Origin of the sequence: Polaromonas sp. YR568 (genome assembly GCF_943369415.1) — a bacterium.
Classification (GTDB): Bacteria; Pseudomonadota; Gammaproteobacteria; order Burkholderiales; family Burkholderiaceae_C; genus Polaromonas.
In genome coordinates this window covers 43,460-59,637 of record NZ_CALRNF020000002.1, presented here as the reverse complement: position 1 = coordinate 59,637, position 16,178 = coordinate 43,460, and the positions used below count along the sequence as shown (strand labels likewise).

At 64.4% G+C, this 16,178-nt stretch carries 13 protein-coding genes; 10 read left to right on the top strand and 3 right to left on the bottom strand.

Annotated elements, in window-relative coordinates; genetic code table 11:
- Positions 1 to 8 precede the first annotated feature (8 nt).
- From ACLV74_RS01715 to ACLV74_RS01705, 3 genes are read right to left on the bottom strand one after another with little or no spacing between them, the layout of a single operon-like run.
- Positions 9 to 1,409, bottom strand: a complete 1,401-nt coding sequence (locus ACLV74_RS01715) for a FecR domain-containing protein (RefSeq protein ID WP_411877635.1) — start codon at positions 1,407 to 1,409, stop codon at positions 9 to 11.
- Between the two features lie 52 nt (positions 1,410 to 1,461).
- On the bottom strand, positions 1,462 to 2,916 hold the full coding sequence (locus ACLV74_RS01710) for a FecR domain-containing protein (protein WP_411877634.1): 1,455 nt from the start codon (positions 2,914 to 2,916) through the stop codon (positions 1,462 to 1,464).
- 47 nt (positions 2,917 to 2,963) lie between these two features.
- The gene (locus ACLV74_RS01705) at positions 2,964 to 4,265 is read right to left on the bottom strand and encodes a surface lipoprotein assembly modifier (RefSeq protein ID WP_411877633.1); all 1,302 of its coding nucleotides are present in this window, start codon (positions 4,263 to 4,265) and stop codon (positions 2,964 to 2,966) included.
- A 297-nt stretch (positions 4,266 to 4,562) separates the two neighbouring features.
- Here ACLV74_RS01705 and ACLV74_RS01700 point away from each other — a divergent pair, with 297 nt between their 5' ends.
- The 10 genes from ACLV74_RS01700 (at position 4,563) to odhB (ending at position 16,178) form a co-directional block, all read left to right on the top strand.
- Positions 4,563 to 4,946: an ArsR/SmtB family transcription factor gene (locus ACLV74_RS01700; RefSeq protein WP_411877632.1), complete on the top strand. Its 384-nt coding sequence runs from the start codon at positions 4,563 to 4,565 to the stop codon at positions 4,944 to 4,946.
- Positions 4,947 to 4,963: 17 nt separating this feature from the next.
- A complete protein-coding gene (soxC, locus tag ACLV74_RS01695; protein WP_411877631.1) occupies positions 4,964 to 6,304 on the top strand; it encodes a sulfite dehydrogenase in 1,341 nt (446 codons plus the stop codon).
- Positions 6,291 to 7,439: a c-type cytochrome gene (locus ACLV74_RS01690; protein ID WP_411877630.1), complete on the top strand. Its 1,149-nt coding sequence runs from the start codon at positions 6,291 to 6,293 to the stop codon at positions 7,437 to 7,439. Before soxC ends, ACLV74_RS01690 begins: the two co-directional genes overlap by 14 nt.
- A gap of 125 nt (positions 7,440 to 7,564) precedes the next feature.
- Positions 7,565 to 8,032 (top strand): thiosulfate oxidation carrier protein SoxY, encoded by a 468-nt coding sequence (gene soxY / locus ACLV74_RS01685; RefSeq protein WP_007871152.1) that lies wholly within the window; start codon positions 7,565 to 7,567, stop codon positions 8,030 to 8,032.
- A gap of 50 nt (positions 8,033 to 8,082) precedes the next feature.
- Complete coding sequence (gene soxZ / locus ACLV74_RS01680) at positions 8,083 to 8,394, top strand: thiosulfate oxidation carrier complex protein SoxZ (protein WP_411877629.1); 312 nt, start codon at positions 8,083 to 8,085, stop codon at positions 8,392 to 8,394.
- 37 nt (positions 8,395 to 8,431) lie between these two features.
- On the top strand, positions 8,432 to 9,238 hold the full coding sequence (gene soxA / locus ACLV74_RS01675; protein ID WP_411877628.1) for a sulfur oxidation c-type cytochrome SoxA: 807 nt from the start codon (positions 8,432 to 8,434) through the stop codon (positions 9,236 to 9,238).
- A 21-nt stretch (positions 9,239 to 9,259) separates the two neighbouring features.
- The gene (soxX, locus tag ACLV74_RS01670) at positions 9,260 to 9,919 is read left to right on the top strand and encodes a sulfur oxidation c-type cytochrome SoxX (protein WP_411877627.1); all 660 of its coding nucleotides are present in this window, start codon (positions 9,260 to 9,262) and stop codon (positions 9,917 to 9,919) included.
- Between the two features lie 67 nt (positions 9,920 to 9,986).
- Positions 9,987 to 11,705, top strand: coding sequence for a thiosulfohydrolase SoxB (gene soxB, locus ACLV74_RS01665; RefSeq protein WP_411877626.1), 1,719 nt, complete (start codon positions 9,987 to 9,989; stop codon positions 11,703 to 11,705).
- A gap of 249 nt (positions 11,706 to 11,954) precedes the next feature.
- A complete protein-coding gene (locus tag ACLV74_RS01660) occupies positions 11,955 to 14,843 on the top strand; it encodes a 2-oxoglutarate dehydrogenase E1 component (RefSeq protein WP_411877625.1) in 2,889 nt (962 codons plus the stop codon).
- 51 nt (positions 14,844 to 14,894) lie between these two features.
- Positions 14,895 to 16,178: a 2-oxoglutarate dehydrogenase complex dihydrolipoyllysine-residue succinyltransferase gene (gene odhB, locus ACLV74_RS01655; protein ID WP_411877624.1), complete on the top strand. Its 1,284-nt coding sequence runs from the start codon at positions 14,895 to 14,897 to the stop codon at positions 16,176 to 16,178.

Below are 16,178 nucleotides of genomic sequence, written 5' to 3'. Positions count from 1 at the left end.
TTCCCGGTTCAAGGTGTCTTGAAGACAGCGGCGCCGGAGTAACGGGTGTTCCCGTTGGTGCCGGTGTACACCAGGCCCGCGCGGGTGGCGTTCACGCCGCTGAAGAAGCCATCGACGTTATAGATCGGGCCGCCATTGGCGTAGCTGAATTGTGAGCCCGAGACGCTGATGTTGGAAGCCGTGAAGCCGCCCAGGCTCGTGGCGATGGTCACGCCGACCTTGCCGGTGCTGAAGTTGACGTTCAGCGAAGACGAGGCGGTTGTCAGCGTGCCCGAAGCCATGGCCGAATTGGTTGACGTGTCATAGGCGCTGACCGGCGTCTGGCCGATCACCGAGTAGGTGGCGGAACCCGTTGTGGGCATGACAAGGGTTGGCTGGCCAATGACGTAAGCAAGGTCGCCGACCGCGCTGCTTCCCGGGTTTCTGGTGCCCGTGGTCCACGAGCCCCAGCCGATAAAGTCGCCATCCGCAATGGAGCCAACCGAGCCGGCGCTGCCGGTGGTCGTGGGTGTGAAATCCTTGCCGGCCGCGCTGAGCGCGGTCAATTTTCCGGCGTTCAATGTCGCGGAGCTTGCGGTGCCGGGGGCCGATACGGTGCCCGGGCCGGAATTGGTCGGCAGGTAGTAAGTCGCCGTCGCAGTGAGGTTGGTGAAGGTGCCGGTATTCGGATCGGGCGGGGTTGGCGTGGGGACCGGATCCGGCTTGGGGGTGGGTTTTGGATCGGGAGGCGGAGGCCCGACATAGATGTTTTTGCCCTCCTTGTCGACCTTCTCGATGTCGACACGCTGTGTGTCGGCGGGAGGTGTCGGCACGTTCGCCCGCACATTGGTGCGCACGGGCGCATCGGTGTTGTTGACCACCCGCACAGATTCGCCGGCCGTCAGGCCCACGCAGCCGCCGGCGTTGCAGACCTCGATCGCGTCGAGTTCGGTCGTCACGCCCAGCGAGCCGTCGGGGTTGTAGCCGACGTTGAAGCCGGAGCCGCGTATGCCTATGGTGGCGGTGCTGGTGGTGACCTTGTAGTTCTCGCGGTTGCGCTTGCCGATGAGCCCGGTGATGGCGCGCATGCTGCCGCGCAGCAGGTCCACCAGGAAGCGGTCTTCTTTCGGGTCGGCCTTGTCGACGTAGTTGGCGACCTTGAATTCGGTGTTGGGCTGCAGGGACACCAGGCCGCCGTCGGTGAAGCGCACCTGGGCGCGGCCGCCGGCGCCTGTCAGGATGGCCTGGCCGCTTTCGATGTCATTGCCCTTGGCCAGCGGCGAGGTGCCGCCGTCGGCGCGGCGCACGTTGACGTCGCCCACGATGAACTGGGCCACGCCTGCGGAAGGCGCCGCCGCGGACTGCAGCGGGTAGATGGCCGCCAGCGCCATCACCAGGACGGTGTGCTGAAGCTTGAAGTGCGGGGTCATGGTGGTTTCTCCGGGTATTTCTGTGGTGCGGTGCGGTATGTGCCGGGCCGGGTCAGGACGGGGGCGAGCCCAGGCTGGTCTGCCGGAAGACGGCCGCGCCGGAAACCTGGCCTGCGTTGTCGATCGGTTTGCTGTAGACCATCGCCGCGCGGCTGGCGTTGCTGCCGGTGAAGAAACCGGCGGCGCTCACGCCTGCGGTGCTGCTGGTGATCTTCGAGCCGTTGATGTCGATGCTGAGGCTGGTGGTGTAGTCGGTGCCGCCAAAGCGCGTGGTGAGGTCGACATTCGCGTAGCCCTGGCTGGCGCCGCCGAAATTCGCCGTCATGGCGCCGCCGACGAGCTGGCCGGCGCCGTGCATGCTGGAGTAGGCCGTGCCGCCTGCGAACTCGTAGATGCCCTGCAGGCCGGAGGCCGGCATCTGGGCCGTCGGCGTGGGCCGGCCCATCACGAAATGCGCCGATTCAATCGCCGTGGCCACGCCGGCCACCACCTTCTCGCCCGTCACCCAGCTGCCCCAGCCGATGAAGTCGGCATCGGCCGGCGCGCCCAGCGTACCTGTTTCAACCTGGGCGCTGCCGGTGCTGCGGAACTCGGTGAGGACGTTGCTTGCTTTGTCGAGGCTGCTGAAGTCGACCGGCTTGCCACTGAGGATGCCGGCCAGCACGGCGATGTTGGCGTCGGGGTGGTAGCTTTCGGCGGCCGCGTTTGACGTCGCGGGATCGGTGAAGGCGACGCCGACGGCCAGGTCGGTGTAGATCTGTTTGGCGGGCGGCTTTTCCACCACCGCGGGCGGCGGCGTGACCACGGGTTTTTCCGGCGGCGGCGGCGGGGGCACCACGCTGGGCTTGCCGTCGGTTGTGGTCTGGTTGCCGGCCACGACCACCTCCTGGGCGGGAGCGGGTGTCGGCACGTTGGCCCGCACGTTGGTGCGCTCCGGCGCCTGGGAGCTGTTGATCACGCGCACCGATTCGCCGGCCGTCAGGCCCACGCAGCCGCCGGCATTGCAGACCTCGATGGCGTCCAGTTCCGTGGTGATGCCCAGCGAGCCGTCGGGGTTGTAGCCCACGCTGAATCCGGAGCCGCGTATGCCTATGGTGGCGGTGGTGGTGGTGACCTTGTAGTTTTCGCGGTTGCGCTTGCCGATCAGCCCGGTGATGGCGCGCATGCTGCCGCGCAACAGGTCGACGAGGAAACGGTCCTGTTTGGGATCGGCCTCGTCTACGTAGTTGGCGATCTTGAACTCAGTGTTGGGCTGCAGGGACACCAAGCCGCCGTCGGTGAAGCGCACCTGCGCGCGGCCGCCGTTGCCCGTCAGGATGGATTCGCCGCTTTCAAGCGCCTTGCCCTTGGCCAGCGTCTCCGTCTTGCCGTTCGCGCGCAGCACGTTGACGTCGCCGGCAATGAACTGCGCCACGCCGGCCGACCCGGCCGCGAAAGCCTGGGCGGGAAACACCGCAGCCACGACCATGGCGAGGGCGGCGCGCTGGAAGGGGAATGTCTGTTTCACGTTGTCGGGGCCTGGGTGCCGGTGCTCGCTCTGTGGGGCGTCTGGTGTCAGAAATCGCGGCGCAGCGTTACCGAGAACAGGCTGCGGTTGTAGTCGGAGATCGCGATGTTGGATTTCACCGAGGTCAGGGCCAGCTGGGGCGTGACGCGCCACAGTTTGGCGGGCACCCAGTTGAGCCCCAGGTTCAGGTTCCATTGCTGGTCATGGCGGGTGACGAGGAAGAGCGGGTCGGTGCCGCCGTATTTGCGGTCTTCGTAGCCGGCGCTGGCGAACAGTGCCAGCGTGTCCGACAGGGTCTTCTGGATACCGGCGCGCAGGCCGTAGAGGTGATGGCCGAGTTGCGGCACGCCCGAGGCGCGCTCTTTTTCCGTGCCGACATAGCCGCCGCCGAACACGACGATGTTGGTGTCGCGGAAGGCGTGCGCGTAGGAGGTTCCGACCACCGTGCGGGTCGCGTCGCGCAGCGACTGGCCCGGGTAGCTCAGGTCGCCCCACTGGATGTAAGTGCTCCATTGCCGAAAGCCGTCGATACGGTAGGTCCACTCGCCGACCAGGCCCTGCTGGTCGCGGGCGCGCGAGCCGGCCACCGTATAGGTGCCGGCCTGCACGACACCCGAGAACTCGTGCTTGTCGTAGCGGTAGCTGGCGCCGAAGTTGAGGTCGACCTGGCCGGTGTTGAAGTCGCTGTACTTTGCGTTGGCGCGGGCATTGCCGTAGACATTGCCGATCAGCGACCAGCGCGGGTCCACCACATAGCGGGCCGACAGGCCGCCGCCCAGGCTGACGAAGGCATCCTTGGTTTCCACACCGGCGGAGTTCAGCGTGAAGACCAGGCCGCCGAAGGCGGGCACGGCCACGTTGGGATTGCCGGGGCCGCTGTTGATGTTGGTGTCGTAGCCGATGCTGGCTTCAAGGAAAGGCTTGACCGACGAGCGGGCGGCTTCTTCCGTGCGGTCTATGGCCTGCAGGAACTGGTCGATGGTGGCGGCGGCTTCCGCGGGGATGTTGTCCTGCTTGGTTTCCATCAGCACCTGCCGCGAGGCCTTGGTGTCGCCGACGGAAAACAGCGCGCGGCCGAGTTCGGCGCGTGCGCGCGAATTGCCGGGCTGCACGGCCAGCACGCGTTCCAGGGCAAATACCGCACGGGTGAACTGGCCGGTTTCGTTGGCGGCAATGCCCAGCACGGTGTCGAAATCAGGGTCGCCGGCGCGGGCGGCCTCTTGCGGCTCCAGCAGGTCGAAGGCTTTCTGGGCCTGGCTTTGGTCGAGCAAGGCACGCGCGCTGGTGACCAGTGCGTCGACTTCCGCATGCGCCAGGCCTGTAACAAGGCTGGCAAGGAGTACGAGCATCCCACCCGTGAATAGTTTGTTTGAGTACATAAGTATTATTTTTGAAGTGTCTTAGGTAACCACCCGTAAGCAACAAAAGTTTTATATCACGCAGAGGGGGTATTCAGGGCTTTTATTACACCTGCTACAGAGGGCGCGATGGTGTTGTGGCAACACCTTTGGCGGCTTTCGCACCGGCTTGGTGATATTCACCAAGTTGAAACGTCTTTTCAGAGGCGGCCGAGGGTATTCACGGGGTGCGGCTCCTCAATTTGGATGAATAATATTAGTCATTACTTATATTAAGAAGAATTCACTATGGACCAGATGATCCAGGCCAGTGCCCAGGTCGAAAGAGGGCGGGTGTTCGAACTGGCGGCCGAGCTGTTCGCCGTGCTGGCAACGCCCATGCGTTTACGGGTGCTGAGCGCCCTGTGCGAACGCGAAAAATCCGTCAACGAGCTGCTTGCCGAGATCGACACCACGCAGCCCAATCTTTCGCAGCACCTGGCCGTGCTCTACCGCACCGGCGTGCTGGCCAAACGCAAGGAAGGTACCCAGGTGATTTACCGGGTGCAAAGCGAAAAAGCGGTGGCGCTGTGCCGCAGCGTTTGTACGCAAATCGCCATTGAACTGGACGAGCCGGGCGCGCTGCCCGTGGGGCAAAGCCTGTCGCCGCGCTCCGGAGCGCAAGACGCCTGAAGCGAAAGACGCCATTCATGTTGAACCGATTCCTACAGCGCGCCCCTGAAAATTTCCTGTCGCGCGAGCAGATACAAGAGGTGCGGGGAGGGCGCCGCGGCTTTCTGGCCGGCGCTTTCGCCGCTGCAGCCGGCACCTTGGCCGCGGGCCGGGCTGTTGCGCAAGGCGCGGCTGCAGCCGAGGGCGAGCCTGAAATCCTGAACCTGCCGCCCCACAGCAAGGGCCTGGGCCAGCCGGTGGCGGCACGCGGCTACGGCCTGCCCAGCGAATTCGAGAAAAACCTGCAGCGCCGCGAGAGCCCGGGCCTGACGCGCGTCGGCCAGGCCAGCGTGAGCTTTTGCCCGCTGCAGGGGCTGTTCGGCATCATCACGCCCAGCGGCCTGCATTTTGAGCGCCACCACCAGGGCTGGTGGGACATCGATCCCTCCAAACACCGCCTGATGGTCAATGGTTCGGACGAAGCCATGCTCAAGCGCCCCATGGTCTTCAACATGGACGAGTTGATGCGCCTGCCCAGCGTCAGCCGCATGCACTTCATCGAATGCGGCGCCAACACCGGCATGGAGTGGGGCAATGCGGCCGTGCCGACGGTGCAGTACACCCACGGCATGCTGAGCTGCAGCGAATTCACCGGCGTGCCGCTGCGCACCCTGCTGGAGCTGTGCGGCGCCGACCTCAAGCGCGCCAAATTCGTCCTGGGGGAAGGCGCCGACGGCTCGGGCATGACGCGCACCATCCCCATGAGCCTGGTGATGAGCGGCGAGGTGCTGGTGGCTTACGGGCAGAACGGCGAAATGCTGCGGCCCGAAAACGGCTACCCGTTGCGTCTCATCGTGCCCGGCGTGCAGGGCGTGAGCTGGATCAAATACCTGCGCCGCATCGAGGTGGGCGACATGCCTTACGGCACCAAGGACGAAACCATCCACTACGTGGACCTGCAGCCCAGCGGCCTGCACCGGCAGTACACCAGCATCCAGGAAGTCAAAAGCGTGGTCACCTCGCCCAGCGGCGGCCAGGTGCTGCTGCAAAAAGGCTTTCACAACCTGACCGGCCTGGCCTGGAGCGGGCGCGGCAAGATACGCCGGGTCGACGTGTCGGTGGACGGCGGGCGCAACTGGACGCAGGCGCGGCTCGAAGGGCCGGTGCTGGCCAAGTGCCTGACGCGATTTAATGCCGACTTTGTCTGGGACGGCAAGCCGGCGATTTTCCAGAGCCGGGCGGTGGACGACACCGGGCAGGTCCAGCCCAGCTACAACGAGTTGCGCAAGGTGCGCGCCTCGCGCAGCATTTATCACAACAACGCCATCCAGTCATGGTCGCTGGAAGAAAACGGCGAGGTGAAAAATGTCCAGGTTTAAGCACGCTCCATACTCGCTGCTGCTGGTGCTTTGCACCTTGGGCTCAGCTTTCGCCCAGGCCCAACCCGCCGCGCGCCAGGTGGCGCTGGCAAATGTCGGCAGGACCGCCACGCCCGCCGAAATCAGGGCCTGGGACATCGACGTGCGGCCCGACTTCAAAGGCCTGCCAAAAGGCCAGGGCTCGGTGCGCCAGGGCGAAGTGCTGTGGGAGGCGCAGTGTGCGTCCTGCCACGGCAGCTTCGCCGAGTCGTCCGAGGTGTTCACGCCGATCGCAGGCGGCACCACGGCGCAGGACATCAAGAGCGGCCGCGTCGACGGACTGATGCCCGGGGCCAACCAGCCCAACCGCACCACGCTGATGAAAGTGGCCACGCTGTCGACCCTGTGGGACTACATCAACCGCGCCATGCCCTGGACGGCCCCCAAGACGCTGACGGCGGACGAGGTCTACGCCGCGACGGCCTACATCCTGTTCCTGGGCAATGTGCTGCCGGAAGACTTCACGCTGTCCGATGCCAACATCCGCGAAGTGCAGGCCCGCCTGCCCAACCGCAATGGCATGACGACCGCGCACGCCATGTGGCCGGGCAAGGAACTGGGCGGCACGGCCAAACCCGACGTGCAGGGCTCCAACTGCATGGCGAATTGCAAGACCGAAGCCGTCGTCAAAAGCTTTTTGCCGGACTATGCGCGCAACGCCCACGGCAACCTGGCCGATCAGTCGCGCCTGGTGGGCGAAAGCCGCGGGATCGACACGACCCGGCCGCCGCTGGCTGCGGGGGCAAAATCGGACTTGGTTGTAGCCCAGGCTGAAGCTGTGCGAGCACCTGTTCCGGCAGCGCAGGCGGCCGTCCCGGTGAAAGCCGCCGCGCCCGGCGCCGCCTCCGTCATGCCGCTGCTGCAGAAAAACGCCTGCGTGGCCTGCCACGGCATGGACAGCAAGCTGGTGGGCCCGTCGTTCAAGGATATAGCCAACAAATATAAGGACCGTGCCGACGCGGTGAATTACCTCTCGGGCAAAATCAAGGCCGGCGGACAAGGCGTCTGGGGTGCGATCCCCATGCCCGCGCAGTCCTTGAGCGCGGCGGAGTCGGCGCAGATTTCCCAATGGCTGGCGCAGGGCGCGGCGAAGTAGGGCACGCGGACTGCGGTGTTATTTTTGCGGCATGCTTGGGAGAAATACCCTCCCGCAATTTTGAATTTTTGTGTCCAATCGGGATAAGTTTTCAGACATTCAAGTTATATAAAAAGGAGTTCACCATGGAACGTCGTGATTTTTTGGCAAGCAGTTCCGGCGCCACGGCGCTGGCCCTGGCCGCCGCCTCGGGCCTGAGCCCCGCCTACGCGCAAAACGCCCCGGGCTGGAACAAGGCCGCTTTTGAGAGCAAGTCCCTGGCCGACGCGGCCAAGGCCATGGGCGCCACCAGTGCGCCGGTCGAAAGCAAGGACCTGCTGCTGCAAGCCCCCGAGATTGCCGAAAACGGCAACGTGGTGCGCGTGGGCGCCCAGAGCAACATCGCGGGCACCACACAGATCGCGCTCGTTGTTGAAAAGAACCCGAGCGCGCTGGCCGCCATGTTCGAAATCCCGGCCGGCACCGACGCCAACGTCTCGACCAACATCAAGATGGGCCAGTCCTCCAACGTCTATGCGCTGGCCAAGGCCGGCGACAAGTACTTCTATGCGGTCAAGGAAGTGAAAGTCACGCTCGGCGGCTGCGGCGGTTAATTCGCGCCAGTCCCGTCCATCACATCCAACCTTGAAATCAGGAGAAAAAAATGTCAGACCCAATGCGGATCCGGGCCCAGGCCCAAGGCGATAAAACCACGGTGCGTGTGCTCGTGAGCCATGAAATGGAAAGCGGCCAGCGCAAGGACGCCGCCGGCAAGACCGTGCCGGCCTGGTTCATCCAGGAGATCAACGCGACCTGGAACGGCAAGACCGTCATGAGCGCCCAGTGGGGCACGGCCGTGTCCAAGAACCCGTTTGTGCAGTTCAGCTTCAAGGGCGGCAAGGCCGGCGACAAGATCGCCGTCAGCTGGACCGACAACCGCGGCGACAAGCGGACCGACGAAGCCGTCATTTCCTGAGTTCCCGCCGCCCACAACAATATTTGAGGAGACCACGATGAAATTGAGCCTGTTTGGGCTGGCGGCCCTGGCCGCGATAGCCGCCGCGCCACTGCCGGCGGCCGCGCAAAAGACCACGGCCGAAGGCATTGCCGAATACCGCGCCATGCTGGCCGACGGCAACCCCGCCGAGCTGTACGAGGCCAAGGGCGAAGCCCTCTGGAAACAGGCGCGCGGCCCCAAAAACGCCTCGCTGGAAAAATGCGACCTGGGCAAAGGCCCGGGTGTGCTCAAAGGCGCTTTTGTCGAGCTGCCGCGCTTTTTTGCCGACACCCAGCGTGTGCAGGACATGGAGTCGCGCCTGCTGACCTGCATGGAGCAGTTGCAGGGCTTTAACGCCGCCGAGATCGCCAAGACGCCTTTCGGCGCCGGCGAGCAGAAATCGATTGAATCGCTGGTGGCCTACATCTCGGCCGAATCGCGCGACATGGCTTTCAACGTGCCGCAGTCGCACGCCAAGGAAAAGCTGATGTACGAAGTCGGCAAGAAGGTGTTTTACCTTCGCGGCGGCCCTTACGACTTCTCCTGCGCGTCCTGCCACGGCGAGGACAACAAGCGCGTGCGCCTGCAGGACCTGCCCAACCTGACCAAACAACCCGGCGCCGGCAACGGCTTCGGCGCCTGGCCGGCCTACCGTGTCTCCAGCGGCGACCTGTGGAGCATGCAGCGCCGCCTGAACGATTGCTACCGCCAGCAGCGCTTCCCCTTCCCGGGTTATGCCTCGGACGCCACCATCGCCCTGGGCGTGTTCATGGGCGTCAACAGCAAGGGCGGCGCTTCGATCGCGCCCGCCTTGAAACGTTAATCCGGCACCGGGAAAAACCACATGAACAAGTCATACACACAAGCAGCGCTGTCCGCGGCGGGCCTGGCTTTCGCCGCCTTCTTCCTGACCAGTTGTGCCACTGCACCCTCCGCCCAGCAGGTCGACGAAGCCACGCAGCAAGTGCTCAAAAGCTCTTTCCGCGAGCAGGGCATCGCCACGATGGAGCGGCTGACGCTGGACGCCTCCAACCAGGCCTGCTCCGACGCGGCCGGCAAGCCGCTGGACGAAAAGCTCGCCAAGGCCATTGAAGAGGCCAACCTGCAGACCGTGAAGCTGCCTTCGGACGGCAAATACCTCGGCAGCTGGAGTGAAGGCGAAAAAATCGCGCAGAACGGCCGCGGCCTGACCTGGAGCGACAAACCCGGCGAAGCCAACGGCGGCAGCTGCTACAACTGCCACCAGATCAGCAAGTCCGAGCTGTCCTTCGGCTCCATAGGCCCCAGCCTCTACAACTACGGCAAGCTGCGCGGCGTGAGCAACCCGGCTTCGCCCGAGAGCAAGCCCATCGTCGACTACACCTGGGGCAAGCTGTGGAACGCCAAGGCCTACAACGCCTGTTCCGACATGCCGAGGTTCGGCCACGCGTCCATCCTGAACGAGCAGCAGATTCGTGACGTGATGGCGCTGCTGCTGGATCCGAACTCACCCGTCAACAAATAACCGGCCGCCCTCCGGCCGACCGCAAACTGAAAGCATGCCTGGCGCGCCGGGCAGGATGTCCAACGCCATGAATCTCTCCCGCCGCGAGTTTGCAAGTGTCATGGCGGCCGCCCTGGCCGCCGGTTTTCCCCTGCAGCGTGAGGCCGGCGCCGCCCAGGCCGCCGGCCTGTACGAGCTGCCGCGCAGCGGCAACGTGCACCTGCTGCACATGACCGATTGCCACGCCCAACTGCTGCCGATTTATTTTCGCGAGCCGTCCGTCAACCTCGGCGTGGGCGCCATGCGCGGGCAGGCGCCGCATCTGGTGGGCGAGCAACTGCTCAAGGCGGCCAGCCTGAAATCGGGCACGCCCGAAGCCCATGCGCTGACTTTCCTCAACTTCGAGCGGGCCGCACGCCAGTACGGCAAGGTGGGCGGCTTCGCGCATCTGGCGACGCTGGTGAAGCAACTCAAGGGCGGGCGCCCCGGCGCCTTGCTGCTGGACGGCGGCGACACCTGGCAGGGCAGCGCCACGGCGCTCTGGACGCAAGGCCAGGACATGGTGGACGCGGCCAAGCTGCTGGGCGTGGACGTGATGACCGGCCACTGGGACTTCACCTACGGCGAGGAGCGCATCAAGAAGATTGTTGAAGAAGATTTCGCCGGCAAGATCGACTTCGTCGCGCAAAACGTCAAGACCAGCGACTTCGGCGACCCGGTGTTCAAGCCTTACGTGATCAAGGAAATGAACGGCGTGCCCGTCGCCATCGTCGGCCAGGCCTTTCCCTACACGCCGATTGCCAACCCGGCCTGGCTCACGCCCAGCTGGACTTTCGGCATCCGTGAAAGCGAGATGCAGGAAACCGTGAACGAAGCGCGCGCCAAGGGCGCGCAGGCCGTGGTGCTGCTGAGCCACAACGGCATGGACGTGGACCTCAAGATGGCCTCGCGCGTGACCGGCATCGACGCGATTTTGGGCGGCCACACCCACGATGGGGTGCCGGTGCCCGTCATCGTCAAAAACCCCGGCGGCCAGACCATCGTGACCAATGCCGGGAGCAACGGCAAATTCCTCGGTGTGTTGGACCTGGACGTCAAGGACGGCAAGGTGGCCGGCTTCCATTACCGCCTGCTGCCGGTGTTCGCCAATCTTTTGCCCGCCGACACGGCCATGAACGAGCTGATCGCGAAGGTGAGGGCGCCTTATGCCGGCAAATTGGCGGAAAAGCTCGCCGTGACCGAAGGCACGCTGTACCGCCGCGGCAATTTCAACGGAAGTTTTGACCAGTTGATCCTCGACGCGCTGATGAAGGTGCGCGGCGCCGACATCGCGTTTTCGCCGGGTTTCCGCTGGGGCACTTCGCTGCTGCCCGGCCAGGCCATCACACGCGAGCATGTGATGGACCAGACCGCCATCAGCTACCCCTGGACCACGCTGACCGACATGCGCGGCGACATGATCAAGACCATCCTCGAAGACGTGGGCGACAACCTGTTCAACCCCGATCCGTATTACCAGCAGGGCGGCGACATGGTGCGCGTGGGCGGCCTGACCTACACCTGCGAGCCCGGCGCCAAAATGGGCGAACGCATCCAGGACATGCGCCTGGGCGGCAAGCTGATCGAGGCCGGCAAGACCTACAAGGTGGCCGGCTGGGCGCCGGTGGCCGAGGCCAGCAAAAACGCCGGCCCGCCGGTCTGGGAAGTCGTGGAAAGCTACCTCAAGACGCAAAAAGTCATCAAACCCGTCAAGCCCAACACGCCGAAATTAGTGGGTGTGGCGGGCAATCCGGGCCTTGCCGGCTGAAGTTTTGCCCCCAACTGTCCGTTAACTGTAAAAGCCGACATGTGAGGGTATGTAAGGCCGTGGTCCATTCGAAATGGGCATAACCATGGTCTTTCCGCTGTCACAGTTCGGTGGCACAATCCAGGGTTGTACCTGAAGGCCCTTCCTGCCACAGTCGCATCCGCTAATCGGTCCAGCCGTGTTGCGGAAGGTTAATCAACCAGCTTTAACCAGCTAATGTTTCCCCAAGGGAAACGGAGGTCAGCGGATATGAGTTCCAACCCGGCAGCATCGTCTGTCTATTCTGCCTATCAAGGCAACACCTACCTCTTCGGCGGCAATGCGCCCTATGTCGAAGAGATGTACGAAAACTACCTCGCCAACCCCGGCAGCGTGCCCGACAACTGGCGCGAGTATTTCGACGCACTCCAGCACGTTCCCGCCGTTGACGGCAGCAATGCCAAGGACGTTCCGCACCTGCCGGTCGTCAATGCCTTCGCCGAACGCGCCAAACAAGGCCAGACCAGGGTCGTCGTCGCCAGCGGCGCCGATTCCGAAATGGGCCGCAAGCGCACCGCCGTCCAGCAACTGATCGCCGCCTACCGCAACGTCGGCGCCCGCTGGGCCGACCTGGACCCGCTCAAGCGCGCCGAGCGCGACAAGATTCCCGAACTGGAGCCCTCGTTCTACGGCTTCAGCGATGCCGACCAGGAAACCGTGTTCAACACGAGCAACACCTTCTTCGGCAAAGACACCATGAGCCTGCGCGAGCTCATGAACGCGCTGCGTGAAACCTACTGCGGCACCATTGGCGCCGAGTACATGTACGCGACCGACCAGAACCACAAGCGCTGGTGGCAGCAAAAGCTCGAATCGATTCGCAGCAAGCCCAATTTCACCAAGGAAAAGAAGCTCCACATCCTGGACCGCCTGACGGCCGCCGAAGGCCTGGAGCGTTTCCTGCACACCAAGTACGTCGGCCAGAAGCGCTTCTCGCTCGAAGGCGGCGAAAGCTTCATCGCCAGCATGGACGAGTTGATCCAGCAGGGCGGCATCAAGGGCGTGCAGGAAATCGTGATCGGCATGGCCCACCGCGGCCGCCTGAACGTGCTGGTCAATTCGCTGGGCAAAGTCCCGGCCGACCTGTTCGCCGAGTTCGACCACACCGCGCCCGAAGACCTGCCCAGCGGCGACGTCAAATACCACCAGGGCTTCAGCTCCGACGTCACCACCCCCGGCGGCCCGGTCCACCTGACGCTGGCCTTCAACCCTTCGCACCTGGAAATCGTCAACCCCGTGGTTGAAGGCTCGGTGCGCGCCCGCATGGACCGCCGCGCCGACCCCAAGGGCCTGCAGGTGCTGCCGGTGCTGGTGCACGGCGACGCTGCCTTCGCAGGGCAGGGCGTGGTCATGGAAACGCTGGCGCTGGCCGAAACCCGTGGCTACTTCACGGGCGGCACGGTGCACATCGTGATCAACAACCAGATCGGTTTCACGACCAGCGACCCGCGCGACAGCCGCTCGACGCTGTATTGCTCCGACGTCGTCAAGATGATTGAAGCGCCGGTGCTGCACGTCAACGGCGACGACCCGGAGGCCGTCGTTCTGGCCACCCAGCTGGCGCTTGAGTTCCGCATGGAATTCCAGAAGGACGTCGTGGTCGACATCATCTGCTTCCGCAAACTGGGCCACAACGAGCAGGACACCCCCGCGCTGACCCAGCCGCTGATGTACAAGAAGATCGCGCAGCACCCCGGCACGCGCCGCCTCTACGCCGACAAGCTGACGGCGCAAGGCATGGGCGACACGCTGGGTGACGATATGGTCAAGGCCATGCGCGCGGCGCTGGATGCCGGCAAGAGCACCTTCGACCCGGTGCTGACCAACTTCAAGAGCAAGTACGCGGTCGACTGGAACCCTTACCTCGGCAAGAAATGGACCGATGCGGGCGATACCGCCATCCCCATGGCCGAGTGGAAGCGCCTGGCCGACAAGATCACCACCATCCCCGCCACCGTGGCGCCACACCAGCTGGTCAAGAAGGTCTACGACGACCGCGCCGCCATGGGCCGCGGCGACATCCCCGTGGACTGGGGCATGGGCGAACACATGGCCTTCGCCTCGCTGGTGGCCAGCGGCTACCCGGTGCGCCTGTCGGGCGAAGACTGCGGCCGCGGCACCTTCACGCACCGCCACTCCGTCATCCATGACCAGAACCGTGAAAAGTTCGATACCGGCACCTATGTGCCCCTGCAGAATGTGGCCGACAACCAGGCCCCGTTCGTCGTCATCGACTCCATCCTGTCCGAAGAGGCGGTGCTGGCGTTTGAATACGGCTACGCCTCCAACGACCCCAACACGCTGGTGATCTGGGAAGCCCAGTTCGGCGACTTCGCCAACGGCGCGCAGGTCGTGATCGACCAGTTCATCGCCTCCGGCGAAGTGAAGTGGGGCCGCGTCAACGGCATCACGCTGATGCTGCCGCACGGCTACGAAGGCCAGGGCCCCGAGCACAGCTCGGCACGCCTGGAGCGCTTCATGCAGCTGTCGGCCGACACCAACATGCAGGTGGTGCAACCCACCACGGCCAGCCAGATCTTCCACGTGCTGCGCCGCCAGATGGTACGCAACCTGCGCAAGCCGCTGGTCATCATGACGCCCAAGTCGCTGCTGCGCAACAAGGATGCGACCTCGCCGCTGTCCGAGTTCACCAAGGGCAGTTTCCAGACCATCATTCCCGAGACCAAGGAAGAGATCAACAAGAAGGCCGACAAGGTCAAACGCATCATCGCCTGCTCGGGCAAGGTCTACTACGACCTGGCCAAGAAGCGCGAAGAAAAGGGCGCCGACGACACCGTCATCCTGCGCGTCGAGCAGCTCTATCCCTTCCCGCACAAGGCCTTCGCCACCGAACTGAAACGCTATCCGAACGTCACCGACATCGTGTGGTGCCAGGACGAGCCGCAAAACCAGGGCGCCTGGTTCTTCGTGCAGCACTACATCCACGAAAACATGCTCGACGGCCAGAAGCTGGGCTATTCCGGCCGTGCCGCCTCGGCATCACCGGCCGTGGGTTATTCGCACCTGCACCAGGAGCAGCAAAAGGCGCTGGTGGACGGCGCCTTCGGCAAGCTCAAGGGCTTTGTGCTGACCAAGTAAGGCCGGCCTTTTCAAGACACAGAACACAAGAACGCACACGAAAGAAACAACATGGCTATCGTAGAAGTCAAAGTCCCCCAGCTGTCCGAGTCCGTGGCCGAGGCCACCATGCTGCAGTGGAAGAAAAAAGTCGGCGATGCCATCGCCATCGATGAAATCCTGATCGAGATCGAAACCGACAAGGTCGTGCTCGAAGTGCCCGCGCCGTCGGCCGGCGTGCTGGTCGAACTGGCGGTTGCCGACGGCGGCACCGTGGTGTCCGACCAGGTGATCGCCCGTATCGACACCGAAGCCAAGGCGGGCGCCGCGGCACCTGCGGCGGCCGCTGCCGCCGCACCGGCTGCTGCAGCCGCATCGGCGCCTGCTCCCGCGGCCGCAGCCGCACCTGCCCCCGCGGCAGGCGGCTCCATGGCCGGCGTGCCCATGCCTTCCGCCGCCAAGTTGATGGCCGACAACAACCTCGCCGCCGGCTCCGTGCCCGGCACCGGCAAGGACGGCCGCGTCACCAAGGGCGACGTGCTGGGTGCCACCGCCGGCGGCGCCAAGCCCGCTGCCGCAGCCGCCATCCCCACGGGTGCGCCCGTCGCAGCCTTGCCTCAGGTCGCCGCATCCGCCAAGCCCGCCGACCTCGGCGAGCGCCCTGAGCAGCGCGTGCCCATGAGCCGCCTGCGCGCGCGCATCGCCGAACGCCTGCTGCAATCGCAGGCCACCAACGCCATCCTGACCACCTTCAATGAAGTCAACATGGCGCCCGTCATGGAAATGCGCAAGCGCTTCCAGGAAAAGTTCGAGAAAGAACATGGCGTGAAGATCGGCTTCATGAGCTTCTTCGTCAAGGCTGCCGTGCATGCGCTGAAGAAGTACCCCGTGCTCAACGCTTCGGTCGACGGCAATGACATCGTCTACCACGGCTACTTCGACATCGGCATCGCCGTCGGTTCGCCGCGCGGCCTGGTGGTGCCCATCCTGCGCAACGCCGACCAGATGAGCTTTGCCGAGATCGAAAAGAAGATCGCCGAGTACGGTGCCAAAGCGCGCGACGGCAAGCTGGGCATTGAAGAAATGACCGGCGGCACCTTCTCGATCTCCAATGGCGGCGTGTTCGGCTCCATGCTGTCCACCCCCATCATCAACCCGCCGCAGTCGGCCATCCTGGGCGTGCACGCGACCAAGGACCGCGCCGTGGTCGAAAACGGCCAGATCGTGGTGCGCCCGATGAACTACCTCGCCATGAGCTACGACCACCGCATCGTGGACGGCCGCGAAGCCGTGCTGGGCCTGGTGGCGATGAAGGAAGCGCTGGAAGATCCTGCACGTCTGCTGTTCGATATCTAG

Bases quoted from the DNA above. Each gene is read 5' to 3' on its own strand.
- soxX (WP_411877627.1), top strand. From the start codon at position 9,260: ATGAACAAGTCATACACACAAGCAGCGCTGTCCGCGGCGGGCCTGGCT.
- ACLV74_RS01700 (WP_411877632.1), top strand. From the start codon at position 4,563: ATGGACCAGATGATCCAGGCCAGTGCCCAGGTCGAAAGAGGGCGGGTG.
- ACLV74_RS01660 (WP_411877625.1), top strand. From the start codon at position 11,955: ATGAGTTCCAACCCGGCAGCATCGTCTGTCTATTCTGCCTATCAAGGC.
- ACLV74_RS01690 (WP_411877630.1), top strand. From the start codon at position 6,291: ATGTCCAGGTTTAAGCACGCTCCATACTCGCTGCTGCTGGTGCTTTGC.
- odhB (WP_411877624.1), top strand. From the start codon at position 14,895: ATGGCTATCGTAGAAGTCAAAGTCCCCCAGCTGTCCGAGTCCGTGGCC.
- soxZ (WP_411877629.1), top strand. From the start codon at position 8,083: ATGTCAGACCCAATGCGGATCCGGGCCCAGGCCCAAGGCGATAAAACC.
- soxC (WP_411877631.1), top strand. From the start codon at position 4,964: ATGTTGAACCGATTCCTACAGCGCGCCCCTGAAAATTTCCTGTCGCGC.
- soxY (WP_007871152.1), top strand. From the start codon at position 7,565: ATGGAACGTCGTGATTTTTTGGCAAGCAGTTCCGGCGCCACGGCGCTG.
- soxA (WP_411877628.1), top strand. From the start codon at position 8,432: ATGAAATTGAGCCTGTTTGGGCTGGCGGCCCTGGCCGCGATAGCCGCC.
- ACLV74_RS01715 (WP_411877635.1), bottom strand. From the start codon at position 1,409: ATGACCCCGCACTTCAAGCTTCAGCACACCGTCCTGGTGATGGCGCTG.
- ACLV74_RS01705 (WP_411877633.1), bottom strand. From the start codon at position 4,265: ATGCTCGTACTCCTTGCCAGCCTTGTTACAGGCCTGGCGCATGCGGAA.
- soxB (WP_411877626.1), top strand. From the start codon at position 9,987: ATGAATCTCTCCCGCCGCGAGTTTGCAAGTGTCATGGCGGCCGCCCTG.